Below are 14467 nucleotides of genomic sequence, written 5' to 3'. Positions count from 1 at the left end.
AATTGTGGATAATGTGGATAACTTGTTTTTTCGGTATAAAAATATGTGTATAACTGTGTATAAGTCAAAAAAATATAGCTGTTAAATAAAAGTAATTCTATTTAACAGCTATAAAAAAAGTTTGGTTTTTAACGTTCTAGATTTTCATAAGCAGAAGCAGCAAAATTAAAGTCTTTTTCATCTGTTATTTCACCATAGGAATCTTCTGAAATTCCTGGAGTATAGTAAAGAATAAATCTTTCTGAATTCATAAGATTTTCTATTAATATATATCGTTTATCCTCTAAAGCATCCTGTACTAGTGCTAAAACAGAGTATCTGTCATCACTTCCAGTAGCATTATTAGTTAGGTTTAAAACTTTATTTTTCCAAAGAACAACATTTGTGCGTTTGTGATCACAATAAGCTACCGTTTTTCCAGAAGAACAACCATTACAAGAATCAAATTTACATTCAGAAGTACAGTTTAAGCATGCACATTTTGAACAGCTTTCTAATTGAGTGAAGTCGGATATATGATCATTTTTATAACTTTGAACTAAGTCGATATATTTGTTATTACCTAATAGATTACCTAAAAATCCGCTTTTTTTACTTTCTAAGTTGGCAGAGTCTAAGAGTTCTATATATTTAGAAAGTACACTTATTCTAGTTACATACTTTCTATTATTTAATGTAGGTTTATCAAGGAAATCAGATATATCATTTATTGTAAATGATATATCTGAGAATATTTTTTCGTACTGAGCTTTTTCTGATTTTACAAAATCTTCTGTTCTACTCATATATTCTCCTATTTACTGTTGTTTTTATATTTTGCAAGTTCATCGTCTAGATTAACCTCATTTAATTTTTCGAACTCTTTATCAAGGGAATCTTCAACTCTTAAATCGCCTAATCCTTCAGCCATAGCTTCTTTTCTTTCTATTTTTCTTTCTATGTCATCAATATTTATGCTATTTGATCCAGCATCCACATTTGATAAAACTTCATTTACCTTCTTAGTTGCTTCAGCATTATTAAATCTTGCAGCAGCTTCATCTCTGTAGGCTCTTGTTTTAGTTATTTCTTCTTCTAATGTTCTTAATTTATCTTTAATGATTTTTGCTTTTTGAGCAGCATCGTCATAGCTTTTCTTAAGAGATTCACAGCGTTTGTCTGCTTCTAGTTTTCTTTCAAGTGCTTTTTTAGCAAGTTCGTCATTTCCAGCTTTTACAGCAAGTTTTACTTTAGAATCAAAATCTTCAGCTTCTAATTTTGCTTTTTCAAGTTTCTTCTCTATTTCATGTACGTTTCCAAGTATTTGTGCTGAAGAAACCTTTGCTTTGTTAAGACTTTCTTCCATATCTCTTATTTTTTGATCAAGTAATTCAATTGGATTTTCCATTTCGTCTAAAGTGTTGTTTACCTTTGCCTTCATCATGTTTGATACTCTTTTAAATATTCCCATAATAGTTTCCTCCTAATATATAATATGATTTTATGTTCGAAATTTTTGTTTACCTTCTTCTATTTTTTAGAAATTTGTATATAAAAACTACAACTATTACAAAAAGTATAAACTTTATTAAAAACGGTATAAAGAAGAATGAAGAATAACCTCTTCCATAGTAGCTGTGACCAAAGAAGGGGATTGGTATTGGCACATAAGTACGTTTTGAAGATGAACTATGGCTAGAACCTCCAAAAAAACCTGAGCCTGAGCTTTTTGATGAACTACTGCTACTAGAATGTGAATTACTAAAGCTACCAGATTTAAAGCCACCACTGCTGGAACTAGAACTTGAGTGGCTAGAAAAACTGCCTGAATGAAAGCCGCCTCTTGGGGACGCATATACCGTGTTATAAGTTATATTTTTTGATACATAGTTATTAATATTAATCGGTACAAAAAGGTTTGTACTTAAAAAAATTAAAACAAAGAGAAATAATGATATTAAATTTTTACGCTTTATTTTGAGCACCTCCTTTTAAGTTATATAATTATAGACTAATTATATAACAAAACGTACCGTTTGAATATGGATTTAAAACAAACTCAATAGTTATTTATGTAACTTAATTTATGAAATAATTATATAATATAAAATACTACATTACAATATATAAAATAACTCATTTTATGTTTAAATCAACCTTTTTACCATTAAAAAAGTGTACAAGCATTTTATATCTCTAAATATCATTAATTTACATACTGTTCTGGATAGAAAATAACTTGTAATAGGTTTATAATTAACTTATAATGTAAAGGAAGCTTTATTTACGTTATAAAGTGATTTAGTTTATAAATTAAAATATATGAGAAATGACAATCTTTAGAGGAGTAAAATGCAATAATTGTTTTTTATTATAGATGGAGGGGTATATATGAAGGAAGAATTTAGTATAGATGCTATAAAAAAATTAGTTGAAGAAATTTCTGCAAACAGTATAATATCCTATGACGAATTGCCAAAGCTTGATTTGTTCTTGTCACAGGTTATAGATTTTTTAAATGATAAATTTGAAAGTGAAAAATATACAAACAATATAGTGCAGAATTATATAAAGGGTGGAGTTATATCAAAACCTGAAGACGGCAGAAAAAAAGGATATACTAAGGATCATGTGGCTCAACTTTTGCTATTAAGTTATATGAGACCTGTTTTGAATACTGAAGAAATAAAAAAAGTATTTGCTTTAGCGTTTAATGAAATAAATGATAAAGAAGATGATGTAATATCATGGGAGCAAGCATATGAAGCATTTTCAGATGTTCAAAAGAATTATTTTAATAACGTATTTGCGGAAAAAGACTTTAGTACAGATAGACTTAAAAATATAGTAAAGAATTTTAAGTTAGATAAAAAAGATGAGGAGAAAATATTTGTATTTATTGTAGTAATGAGTCTAGTTGCACAGGCTAGTGTTATAAAAAACATAGCAAAAAAAATAATTGAAGAATATAAAGGGGAATAGGGAAATTAAGTGAAAGAGGATTTGAAGCTGGTAAAGCCATCTTTAGATATGAAATATGAATTTCAACGTATGGTTATGGAGTATAGAAGCTATGGAGAGAAAGAGTATTTCAAAATGTATAATAAGGCATTAGATGACTTTGGGGGGTATTTAATTAAGTTAGAAGAACAAGACAAAGGGATAAAGTTAAAAGAAGGCTTTGTACCATGTGCAACTTATTGGTTAATCGACAATGAAAAAAGTGTTCTAGGAGTAATAAGAATACGGAAAAAGTTATCTAGTGAAATCTTAAGAGATATAATTGGAAATATAGGGTATGATATATCGCCGCTTAAAAGGGATAAAGGTTATGGAAAGATTATCTTAAAGTTAGGGCTTGAAAAGGCAAAAAAACTCAATATAACCCCTATTTTGGTAACTTGTGATGTAAACAATGTTGCATCTAAAAAAGTTATTGAAGAAAACGGTGGAATTTTTGAAAATGAAGTAAATGATAGGTGGAAAAAAAGTAAGATAAGAAGATACTGGTTCTACAATGAATAAATATACATATACATTGGATATGGAATATTTTCGTGATAGAGATTCTTTAATATTATATAAATGTGAAATGTTTTTATTTTAAAGCAAAGCTCTTGTAAGATAAGATTGCTTATGAGCATAGACACATTGGATTATATATATTAGGAATCTCTATTATTTTTTTATATTAAATAATGTTTGTAATTTTATTTATTTGATGTTATAATTATTCATAAATAATGAATAATTATAACTGAAGAAGGTTAGTTATAGATTAGGGGGTAACATGGGCTATTTAAAAAATAGAAACTTTTTATCTTTATTGGATTTTACACCAGAAGATATAAACTATATGTTGGATTTAGGAAAGAAATTAAAGGAAGATAAGAAAAATGGAGTAGAAGAGCAATACCTAAAAAAGAAGAATATAGCATTGATCTTTGAAAAGGACTCAACTAGAACAAGATGTTCCTTTGAGGTTGCTGCACATGATCAAGGAGCACATGCAGTATATATAGGTTCTACAGGAAGTCAGATAAGTAAAAAGGAATCTATAAAGGACACGGCAAGGGTGCTTGGAAGGATGTTTGATGCTATTGAGTATAGAGGATATGGGCAAGAAGTGGTCGAAATACTAGCGGAGCATTCTAAAGTTCCAGTGTGGAATGGACTTACGGATGAGGAACATCCTACACAGGTTATTGCAAACTTTATGACTTTGAAGGAGAAGTTTAACAAACCGTTGAATCAAATTAAGTTTGTGTACTGCGGAGATGGAAGAAATAATGTTTCTAATGCACTTATGATAGGGGCTGCTAAAATGGGAATGGATTTTAGAATTGCAGCACCTAAGAATTTATTTCCTGACCAAGAGCTAGTTGAGAAATGCATTGAAATATGTAAAGAAACTGGTGGCAAGATAACATTAAATGATGATGTTGATGAAGTGGTATTAGGGGCAGATGTGCTCTACACAGATGTATGGGTTTCTATGGGGGAAGATAGAGAAGTGTGGAAACAAAGACTTAACATGCTAAAGCCATATCAAATAAATATGGATATGATAAATAAAACTAAAAATCCAGATGTAAAGTTTATGCATTGCCTTCCTGCTTTTCATGATTTTAGTACAGATGCTGCAAAGGAAATTTTTGAGGAGTTTAATGAACTTCCCTTCGAAGTTACTGATGAGGTGTTTGAAAGTGATTATTCTCTTGCTTTTGATGAGGCAGAGAATAGACTTCATTCAATAAAAGCTATTATGGTTGCAACTTTAGGTGATGTATAATTTGTTAAATAGGATGCTGCAAAATGCAGCATCCTATTTGTTTTTTTGTGAGTTTGTAATAAAAGCTTAAGGGGTAACAAATAATAAAATAATTATGGATTTATATAAAAGTAATTATATTTTATGCAATTTTTATAATTACTTTATTAGGAATTAAGAATGGCATAGTAAGATGTATTTACGGCATGAGTTTAAATTTATACTATAAAAAAGAGGAGGTATATATTGTCGATAAAAACTAAATTAGTATTATCTAATATTGCAATGTGTATAATTCCACTGGCATTATGTATAGTTACTTTACTTGGATTAGATAGTGTTTATACTAAAAAACTCCACACTTATTATAATATAGAGGATAGAAGAAAGAGAGCATTAATAAATCCTTATATGGAAATAAAGTCAATAAATTTAAGGCAATTATCAGAGCTTGAAAGTAAGGCAGAAGCTATTCCGGATAATTTTCAGGATGGTGAATTCTTGAAATCAGTTAATGCAGCGCTTTTAGAAAAGAATTCATATATAGTAGTAGAAAAAAACAGTAAAGTCATATTTAATGGTAGCAAAGAGGATAACAAAGATATAATAAATAAATTAGATGATTATAACTATAATTATAATGCGGATAGACCGCAATTTTCTAAGATAGAAAATAATTCAGATGATAGTGAAACTATGGTACGTCAGATAAGATTTGCTTTTTCAGATGGGGGATCAGGGATTATATTTTTAGTAATAGACACAAGCAAACTATCTGAATTGTCAAAGGAATTTATAATTTCTATTGTAATAGCAATAATAGCAATAGTATCTTTAACAAGTGCACTTATAACTTTTTTAGTATCAAGATCAATACTTATACCACTAACACAGCTTAAAATAGGTACTGAGAAAATTAAGGATGGAGATTTAAGTTTTGAAGTTAAGGCTGAATCAAGGGATGAAATAGGAGAATTATGTAATGCATTTGATGATATGAGAAAAAGACTTAAGGAGTCCGTAGAGTTGCAATTACAGTATGAAGACAATAGGAAGGAACTTATATCTAATATATCACATGATTTAAAAACTCCAATAACTTCAATAAAGGGATATGTTGAGGGGATAAAAGATGGAGTTGCAGATACTCCTGAAAAGATGGAAAAGTATGTGAATACCATTTATAATAAAGCCCAGTCTATGAATTATTTAATAGAAGAACTTTTAACTTATTCAAAATTAGATTTGAAAAAACTTCCATTTTATTTTATAGATATAGATTTTGTAAGTTACATGGATGATTTAATGGAGGAAGTTAAATTTGATGTTGAAAAAAATAATATAGAATTTCATTATGATAATTCTATAAAAGGTAAAGCTATTGTAAGAATAGATGTTCAAAATATAAATAGAGTTATAACTAATATAGTGTCTAATTCTATTAAATATATGGATAAAGAACATGGAAAAATATTAGTTGAAATGTTATCTAGTAATGAAGATATAATAGTAGGAATTAAAGATAACGGAATGGGAATATCAAAAGAGGCACTTTTACATGTATTCGATAGATTTTATAGAGAAGATTTTTCAAGGAATACCTCAAAAGGTGGAAGTGGGTTAGGTCTAGCAATTTGTAAAAAAATAATAGAGGAACATGGCGGGAAAATATGGGCAAAAAGCCAGAAGGGTAATGGCACGGAGATATGGTTCTCAATAAAATTAAAATCATAGGGTTAAAAAACAGAAACTAGTAACATAATTAGGAGGAATTATATAATGAATAAAAAGATTATTAATGTAATCATTGGTGCTGTAATAGTTTGTGTTGTATCCATCGGAGGATATTATTTCTACAGTAAATCTGTAAATGCTAAAAAGACAACGGCTAATAGATATTACACAGTAGCCGCTAACAAAAGTAATATTGATGTTACAGTATCAGGAACAGGAACGGTTTCACCGGCACAAACAAAAGATGTTACAGCCAATAATACAGGTACAGTTCAAAACTTGAATGTAAATGTGGGAGATACTGTTACAGCAGGTCGGGTGATTGGAAAAGTTCAAAGTGATACTATAGATCAGCAGGTTAGCAAAGCAAGTTTAGCCGTTCAGCAGCAGCAGCTTGTAGTAAATAGTGCTAAACCATCAGATTTACCTAAAGAACAATTGGCACTTCAATCAGATCAAAATGATTTGGCTAGTGCTGAGATGCAGCAAAACAATATGACAGTTATAACACCAATAGGAGGATTGGTAGTCAATAAAAATAATAACAATGGAGATAGTACTCAGCAAGGTAAAGCACTTATTACAGTAGCAGATACAAGTTCTTTAAAAATAAATCTTGCTGTTGATGAGCTTGATATAGCTAAGGTTCAGGTTGGACAGAAAGCGGATATAAAGTTTGATGCTATAAGTGGTAAAACATATTCAGGAACTGTACAGACAATATCTGAGCTTGGAACTACAACTAATAATGTAACAACATATTCTGTAGGTTTAAATGTAGATAATGCAGATGCAGCTGTAAAATTAGGTATGAGTGCTAATGTTAATATAAAAGTTGCTTCAAAACAAGATGCATTGGTTATTCCAATTGAAGCGCTCGTAGAGAAAAATGGAAAGAAATATGTAAGGGAAGAAAAGAGTAATAGTAGTACTTCAAGTTCAAATTCAAGCAGCACAAAGAGTTATACTAGAGCCAACTCTAATTCATCTAATAAAGGTTCTCAAAATAGCTACGGTAGATCAGGTTTTTCGTCAACTAATTCGTCTACAAGTTTAGTAGAAGTTCAAACTGGACTTGAAAATGAAAATTATGTTGAAATAACTTCTGGATTAAAGATGGGGCAAAAGGTTATGATTCAACTTCCACAAACTACTACAAATAGTTCACAAAATAGTAGGAGCGGCTTTGGAGGCATGGGAGGCTTTGGAGGCGTAGGCGGCGGCTCAAATAGACAGTCACAAGGCGGCAATAAGTAGATAATCTGGCAAATAATTTATGAAAGAGGTGCATAAAATGCCGTTATCAATTAAAATGAACAATTTAGGTAAAGTTTATAAAATGGGAAAAAATGAATACAGAGCCTTAAGTGATATTAATTTAGAAATTTCTAAAGGAGAGTTTGTGTCTATTGTAGGTCCTTCAGGAGCAGGAAAATCAACACTTATGAATATTATAGGATGTCTTGATAATGCTACAGAAGGTGAATATTTTTTAGATGGACTTAGTACGAATTGCAGCGATAATAGACTTGCAGAGATAAGAAATAAAAAAATAGGATTTATATTTCAAAACTATAATTTGCTTCCTAAATTAAGTGTTAGGGAAAATGTAGAATTGCCATTAGTATATCAGGGATTAAGTTCGGAAGAAATAAGAACTAGAGCAATGGAGGTTCTTACAAAGGTTGGACTTGAAGAGCATATAGCTCATAAGCCTTCAGAATTATCAGGTGGTCAGAAGCAGAGGGTAGCCATTGCTAGAGCTCTTGCATCTAATCCAGAAATTATACTAGCAGACGAACCTACAGGAGCATTAGATAGCAAAACAGGGAAAGAAGTCATAGGGATGATTAAAAAAATAAATGAAGATGGAAATACAGTTATTTTAATAACACATGATATGGAAATAGCAAAAGAGGCTAAAAGAGTAATTACTGTAAGGGATGGAAAAATACTTTCAGATGATAGTAGTGTAGGGAGGGAATAACATGCAATTTACAAGACTTATAAAAATGTCTTTACAGTCTATTTGGGCTAATAAGGTTAGGTCCTTTCTTACTATGCTAGGGATAATAATTGGTATAGCATCAGTAATAGTTCTTGTCGGTATAGGGCAAGGAACTAAGGAAAGTGTTGCTAGTCAAATCGAAAGTCTTGGAACAAACCTTATAGCAGTAAATATAATTGGAAATAGAAATAAAGCAATATCAGAAGCGGAGTTAAGTAATTTAAAGAAAAAACCAGGAATAAAAGATATAGCACCTCTATTAACAAGCAATGTAAATGTTAAAGAGGGAGATAATACAGCATCCACAAGTATGGAGGCAAGTACACCTAATTACTCACAGGTAAGAAATATCTCGGTTAGTGCAGGAAGATTCATAAATAGTAGAGATGTTGATAATAGATATAAAGTTGCAGTAGTTGGAATTGATGTTGCAAATGAACTTTTTAATTCTACAGATGTAGTTGGGCAAACAATGGATGTTAACGGGGTTGAATTTACTATAGTTGGAGTATTGAATTCAACAGGAACTTCAATATCAGGATCTAGTGATGATAGAATAATAGTACCATTAAGTACAGCAAAAAGACTTACTAAGACAACTGAAATAAAGACATTTTACGCAGAAGCACAAAGTCAAAATACTGTTGATGAAGCTATGGGATATTTACAATTATTTTTAGACAACAAATATAGGTCGGTAGAACAAAACACTACTGGAGGTAGTAATTCTAGTAAAAATAGCAACTATAGAATTCTAAGTCAATCGAGTATACTTCAAACAGCTACCAAAACAACTAGTAGTATGACAACAATGCTTACCGGAACAGCAGCTATATCATTATTGGTTGGTGGTATAGGCATCATGAATATAATGCTTGTTTCAGTAATAGAGAGAACTAGGGAAATAGGCATAAGAAAAGCAATAGGAGCAAAAAGACGAACCATATTAGTTCAGTTTCTAATTGAAGCAGCAAGCTTAAGTGCTGTAGGAGGAATAATTGGTGTTGCAATTGGTTATGGAGGAGCAAAGCTCTTATCAACGTTAATAAAAACCAACGTGGTTATATCTTCAAATGTAGTTTTGGGTGCATTTTTATTCTCAGTATTTGTGGGTATAGTATTTGGTATATATCCAGCCAATAAAGCGTCAAAACTTAGTCCTATGGAAGCTTTAAGATTTGAATAAATTAGATTGCAAATATATAATAATATATATGATAGATAAAAAAACATCGAAGAATAATTTGGGGTGATATAATGAAGAAAATTTTAATTATTGAGGATGAAGTTAGCATAGCTGAGCTTGAAAAAGATTATTTAGAGCTTAGTGACTTTGAAGTGGATATAGAGGAATCAGGAAGAATAGGATTAGAAATGGCAAAGGCTAAAAGTTATGATCTGATTATACTTGATTTGATGCTTCCTGAGATAGACGGATTTGAAATATGTAAACAAATAAGAAAAATTAAGAACACTCCTATTCTTATGGTGTCAGCTAAAAAGGAAGATATAGATAAAATAAGAGGGTTAGGTCTTGGTGCTGACGATTATATGACAAAGCCATTCAGTCCTAGTGAACTTGTGGCAAGAGTAAAGGCACATATAAGTAGATACGAAAGACTTGTAAATAGTAGCAATAAAAGCTTAGAAGATGAAATTGAAATTAGAGGACTCAATATAAATAAAGCATCAAGAAAAGTATTTGTAAATGGAAGAGAATCACAATTTACTACTAAAGAATTTGATTTGTTGGTATTTTTAGCTCAAAATCCAGATAGAGTATTTAGCAAAGAAGAACTATTTGATAAAATATGGGGAATGGACTCTTTAGGTGAAATAGCCACAGTAACAGTTCATATAAAAAAAATAAGGGAAAAAATCGAAAAGGATACATCTAACCCTGAATATATTGAAACTGTTTGGGGAGCAGGTTATAGATTTAGAGGATAATAGCATAAAAGAATTAGCAGAATTGAATCTATTTTGCTGATGTTTTTTATGTTTTTTTTATTATATTGTATAAGGAAAAAGTTATAACAGATAATATAAATAAAGAATATTGAATTTGCAGGATATAATTTCTATAAATAGTTTTATATTACAAAACATAGAAAAGTATGAATAAATCAATAATAAACTGAATAAACTAAAAATTTAACAAAATGATAATATGTGTCTGTTAGTTTATTGTTTTATTTACAAATATACTGTATAATTAATTATATTTAAATAATGGAAGGTGGTCTAGTGATGGAGGCAAGTAATGTTGATGTAAACAGTATACTAGCTAATAAGAATTTAATTATAAAATTTCAACCTGTTGTATCTGTAATAAAAAAATCTGTAATTGGTTTAGAAGCGGTTTGTTTAGGATCTTCTGATGATAATGGGGGAATTATTACTACATCAAAACTTTTTAAGACTGCCGAAAAGCAGGATGTTTTAATTGAGCTTGACAGACTTTACAGAGAAAAGGCAATTAAAGAATTTGCTAAGGTTTATAAAAGAAATAAGGAATTACTTTTATTTTTAGATATTAATATATCTATAATAGATAAATACGTAGGATCTGGAATAATAATGAACTTGGTGTCGGATTCAGGAATTTCATCTAATAATATTGTACTTCAAATAGTAGAAGGAAAAATGACTAACGTAGAAGCACTTAAAAAATTTATATATTTATATAGAAGCAATGGATTCTTAGTAGCACTTAAAGATTTAGGGACAGGTTTTGCCAATATGGACAAAATATCCTATGTTGAACCAGATATTATAAAAATAAATAGTGTTTTAACAAAAGGTATAGAAGTTGACTATTATAGACAAGAGGTTTTCAGATCACTTGTTAACTTGTCAAAAAAAATTGGTGCACTTGTAGTCTGTGAGGATATAGCATCAGAACAGGAAACAATGACGATTATGGAGCTTGGAGCTGACATGCTAGAGGGAACGTACTTTGAAAATGATTTCGATTTAGGTGAGAAATTTTTAGATGCAAGCAGAAAGCTTATAGCTGAAACAGCTGTAAAGTACGAAAAATATACAGAAGAAGAAGTAAATGCTAAAGAAATGATTTATAGTGGATATGATTCTGTTATAAATGAAGCTTTAAAAGAGTTGGCAGCGATAGAAGAAGAAAAATTTGATGAAACTATAGGTAAAGTTATAAATAGAAATAGTAAGCTTGAATGTGTTTATATACTTGATAAAGACGGAATTCAAGTAGGAAGCACGGCAACTAAATTTACAGATTTAGTTCCACAAAGAGCGCTTATATTTGAACCAGCACAAAAAGGAACCAATCATGCTTTGAAAAAATATTACTATTTTCTTAAAACAATGAGCCTTAATAAGTATGTAACAGAGCCATACATATCTTTAGCTACAGGAAATTTATGCATAACTATCTCAGCAGTATTTAAAAATTTAGAAGATAAAGAATATATATTATGTGTTGATTTTAATCCTGATTACATGAACATGTAGATAAAATGTATTATACAAACATATGAAAATTTTCAAACTAGGGGTTTTGATAAAGTTTAAATTTATTAAGAAATGAATATTCAAGTATCTTGAGATAAAAAGAGAAGTTAATTAAGTACATATCAAAATAGTTGTTTTGATATGTATTAATTAAACTTTGATTTTGGTTTTATATGTATAGCTTTATTAGTTAAACAATTAACATCATGATATTTTGAAATATTTATTTTAAGGTAAATAAAAATAATCCTCTAGTTTTTTATTTTATTGGGTGTGGTTAGATTTATATTGTATTAAGTTGTATGTTACTATATAATATAGGTAAAAAATGAAATTTACATATTGAAGCTTAGTATACACATGATAAAAAATATAGATATGGTAATCAATTGATTGAGAGGGATTAAAATGAATTATTCCGAAGTAGAAGATTTTGGAATTAAGTATAAACAAGAAAAGATAAACAAAGTTATATTTTTAACAATTGTATTTGGGGTATACATTCTTACACAGATTTTATTTTTTAATTATAAGTTTTACATAGAAACTAGTGAAATTTTTAAGGTATTTTTTGATTTGTACATACTTTTTTCGGCAAGTATAACCTATAAGATTTCGTCTAAAAAAGTTATAATTTATACAATATGTATTTTCGGTGTTCTTGGAGTTATAGACTTTATATCATTAATATCCATATTAAAATACAATAGTCATTTAATGGAGCTTTATGAACTTTTGAATTTTAATAATGCTGTAGAAAATTTAATAGTCTATACATATTTTATTGGTCTTATATCTGTACTTCAAAATAGTAAGAGCAAATATAGGAATATTAAAATTGTAGAGGTGGTAGCTTTAATAGGATTGATTTTGTTTGTATTACCTATAACGTTTATAAAAGCATTTTGGGGATATAGCATAATTAGCTTAAATAATTTGCATTTATTTTCTGCAATTGTATGCATAGTGATAACGTTCATATTTATCTACAATTTTCAAAAAAAGAGAAAATGGATTAAAAGCAAAGGTTTAATTTCTACATATATAGTTTTATATTGTTTTATTATCTTACCTAATATACTTTGTTTTAATAATCTTCTTGGAAGGTTAAGTTTTTTTGTGGAATTCGTGTGTTCTATTCTTGTATACATATTAGTATCTAAAGAAGTAATTAATAAGAACATAGACAATATAAAGAGTAAACTTGACGTTATAGAAAAGGATAGAACTTCATACAGAAATGCTTTAGAAAAATTAAGTGAAGGAATTATAATTGAAAGAGAAAATAAAATAATTTTTATGAATGAAGCTCAAAGAAAAATTTTTGATATTAAAAAGGACAAGTTTATCCCCAATATGGATGTGAATGAAATTGTATACAAAGCTTCGCCTAAGAATGAAGAAAATGAAAGAAAGATCATAACGTCTAGTGGAAAGGAAGTATATCTAAGGGTTGAGGAACTTTCTATTTCTGTAAATGGAAAAGAGTTTAACATACATTTAATTAAGGATATTTCTAAGAAAAAATTCACTGAAAAAAGTAAAGAAGAAATTGAAAAAATGAGAGCTACAGATAAGCTCAAAGGAGAATTCTTTACAAATATAACACATGAACTTAGAACACCTATAAATGTTATATATAGTGCAATTCAAGTTATGGAAATGAGAATTGATAAAAATAATTTTGATAGGCGCAACATAAATAAATATATGAAAGTTTTAAAACAAAATTGTTATAGACTTTTAAGAATAATAAGTAACTTAATTGATATAACAAAAATTGATAGTGGTTTTTTAAAGCCTTGTGTAAGTGATAGAGAGATAATTAGTCTTATAGAAAATATAACTATGTCTATAGTGCCATATCTACATGAAAAAGGAATGGAGCTCATATTTGATACAGAAGTAGAGGAAAAATACGTTCAGTGCGATCCAGATATGATAGAAAGGGTAATGCTCAATTTGTTTTCAAATGCAGTAAAATTTAGAAGAGAAAATGGACTAGTACTTGTAACAATACATGATAAAGGTTCTAAGATAGTACTGGAAGTGAAAGATAATGGTATAGGAATACCTAAGGAAAAGCAGGAGGTTATATTCAAAAGATTTAAGCAAGTTAATCCGATGAATGTTACCCCTCATCAGGGAAGTGGTATAGGCCTTTCGCTTGTTAAATCTATAGTTGAAATGAATGGTGGTAAAATATCAGTGGAGAGTGAAGAAAATGTAGGATCTACATTTATTATAGAATTTCCAGCGGTGCAAAATGAAGTTATGGATGAGTACAGGCATGTAAAAAAAGTAGATGATAATAATATAAAAAATATTGTAGAAAAGGTTAATATAGAATTTGCAGATATATATCTTGAGTAAATAGATGAGTTAATAAAGCGATTTTAAAAAGTTGGAATATTATATTCCAACTTTTTTTGTATGTAAAAATTTGAGATGAGTATATAAAAAGTAATATTAGTAAAAATATGCTA

The 14467-nt window shown here is 29.1% G+C and carries 13 protein-coding genes; 10 read left to right on the top strand and 3 right to left on the bottom strand.

Translation table 11 applies throughout. From position 1 onward, the window contains the following. Window positions 1-128: 128 nt before the first annotated feature. From CLFE_RS21195 to CLFE_RS21185, 3 genes are read right to left on the bottom strand one after another with little or no spacing between them, the layout of a single operon-like run. On the bottom strand, window positions 129-785 hold the full coding sequence (locus tag CLFE_RS21195; RefSeq protein WP_077893672.1) for a DUF1292 domain-containing protein: 657 nt from the start codon (window positions 783-785) through the stop codon (window positions 129-131). Between the two features lie 8 nt (window positions 786-793). Beyond that, window positions 794-1450 (bottom strand): PspA/IM30 family protein, encoded by a 657-nt coding sequence (locus tag CLFE_RS21190; protein WP_077893671.1) that lies wholly within the window; start codon window positions 1448-1450, stop codon window positions 794-796. Between the two features lie 49 nt (window positions 1451-1499). After that, on the bottom strand, window positions 1500-1964 hold the full coding sequence (locus tag CLFE_RS21185) for an amino acid permease (protein WP_077835057.1): 465 nt from the start codon (window positions 1962-1964) through the stop codon (window positions 1500-1502). A 406-nt stretch (window positions 1965-2370) separates the two neighbouring features. Here CLFE_RS21185 and CLFE_RS21180 point away from each other — a divergent pair, with 406 nt between their 5' ends. The 10 genes from CLFE_RS21180 (at window position 2371) to CLFE_RS21135 (ending at window position 14354) form a co-directional block, all read left to right on the top strand. Continuing rightward, window positions 2371-2961 carry a DUF1836 domain-containing protein gene (locus CLFE_RS21180; RefSeq protein ID WP_077835056.1) on the top strand — a complete coding sequence of 197 codons (591 nt, stop codon included), beginning with the start codon at window positions 2371-2373 and terminating at the stop codon, window positions 2959-2961. Window positions 2962-2970: 9 nt separating this feature from the next. Continuing rightward, a complete protein-coding gene (locus CLFE_RS21175) occupies window positions 2971-3504 on the top strand; it encodes a GNAT family N-acetyltransferase (RefSeq protein WP_077835055.1) in 534 nt (177 codons plus the stop codon). Window positions 3505-3769: 265 nt separating this feature from the next. Further along, entirely contained in the window at window positions 3770-4771 is a 1002-nt protein-coding gene (argF, locus tag CLFE_RS21170) for an ornithine carbamoyltransferase (RefSeq protein WP_077893670.1), read from the top strand. A gap of 225 nt (window positions 4772-4996) precedes the next feature. Then, entirely contained in the window at window positions 4997-6484 is a 1488-nt protein-coding gene (locus tag CLFE_RS21165; protein WP_077852862.1) for a sensor histidine kinase, read from the top strand. 45 nt (window positions 6485-6529) lie between these two features. After that, window positions 6530-7741 (top strand): efflux RND transporter periplasmic adaptor subunit, encoded by a 1212-nt coding sequence (locus CLFE_RS21160; protein ID WP_077893669.1) that lies wholly within the window; start codon window positions 6530-6532, stop codon window positions 7739-7741. 37 nt (window positions 7742-7778) lie between these two features. After that, entirely contained in the window at window positions 7779-8471 is a 693-nt protein-coding gene (locus CLFE_RS21155) for an ABC transporter ATP-binding protein (RefSeq protein ID WP_077835051.1), read from the top strand. A gap of 1 nt (window position 8472) precedes the next feature. Next, window positions 8473-9678 carry an ABC transporter permease gene (locus tag CLFE_RS21150; protein WP_077893668.1) on the top strand — a complete coding sequence of 402 codons (1206 nt, stop codon included), beginning with the start codon at window positions 8473-8475 and terminating at the stop codon, window positions 9676-9678. A 71-nt stretch (window positions 9679-9749) separates the two neighbouring features. Continuing rightward, complete coding sequence (locus tag CLFE_RS21145) at window positions 9750-10442, top strand: response regulator transcription factor (RefSeq protein ID WP_077893667.1); 693 nt, start codon at window positions 9750-9752, stop codon at window positions 10440-10442. A gap of 300 nt (window positions 10443-10742) precedes the next feature. Then, window positions 10743-11981, top strand: coding sequence for an EAL domain-containing protein (locus CLFE_RS21140; RefSeq protein WP_077893666.1), 1239 nt, complete (start codon window positions 10743-10745; stop codon window positions 11979-11981). 408 nt (window positions 11982-12389) lie between these two features. After that, window positions 12390-14354: a sensor histidine kinase gene (locus tag CLFE_RS21135; RefSeq protein WP_077893665.1), complete on the top strand. Its 1965-nt coding sequence runs from the start codon at window positions 12390-12392 to the stop codon at window positions 14352-14354. Window positions 14355-14467: the final 113 nt, after the last annotated feature.

It is taken from the genome of Clostridium felsineum DSM 794, assembly GCF_002006355.2.
In the GTDB taxonomy this organism is placed as follows: Bacteria; Bacillota; Clostridia; order Clostridiales; family Clostridiaceae; genus Clostridium_S; species Clostridium_S felsineum.
The sequence above is the reverse complement of the archived record's forward strand: the minus strand, read 5'-3'. Positions and strand labels throughout refer to the sequence as shown.

Bases quoted from the DNA above. Each gene is read 5' to 3' on its own strand.
- CLFE_RS21195 (WP_077893672.1), bottom strand. From the start codon at position 785: ATGAGTAGAACAGAAGATTTTGTAAAATCAGAAAAAGCTCAGTACGAA.
- CLFE_RS21160 (WP_077893669.1), top strand. From the start codon at position 6,530: ATGAATAAAAAGATTATTAATGTAATCATTGGTGCTGTAATAGTTTGT.
- CLFE_RS21145 (WP_077893667.1), top strand. From the start codon at position 9,750: ATGAAGAAAATTTTAATTATTGAGGATGAAGTTAGCATAGCTGAGCTT.
- CLFE_RS21190 (WP_077893671.1), bottom strand. From the start codon at position 1,450: ATGGGAATATTTAAAAGAGTATCAAACATGATGAAGGCAAAGGTAAAC.
- argF (WP_077893670.1), top strand. From the start codon at position 3,770: ATGGGCTATTTAAAAAATAGAAACTTTTTATCTTTATTGGATTTTACA.
- CLFE_RS21140 (WP_077893666.1), top strand. From the start codon at position 10,743: ATGGAGGCAAGTAATGTTGATGTAAACAGTATACTAGCTAATAAGAAT.
- CLFE_RS21180 (WP_077835056.1), top strand. From the start codon at position 2,371: ATGAAGGAAGAATTTAGTATAGATGCTATAAAAAAATTAGTTGAAGAA.
- CLFE_RS21135 (WP_077893665.1), top strand. From the start codon at position 12,390: ATGAATTATTCCGAAGTAGAAGATTTTGGAATTAAGTATAAACAAGAA.
- CLFE_RS21155 (WP_077835051.1), top strand. From the start codon at position 7,779: ATGCCGTTATCAATTAAAATGAACAATTTAGGTAAAGTTTATAAAATG.
- CLFE_RS21150 (WP_077893668.1), top strand. From the start codon at position 8,473: ATGCAATTTACAAGACTTATAAAAATGTCTTTACAGTCTATTTGGGCT.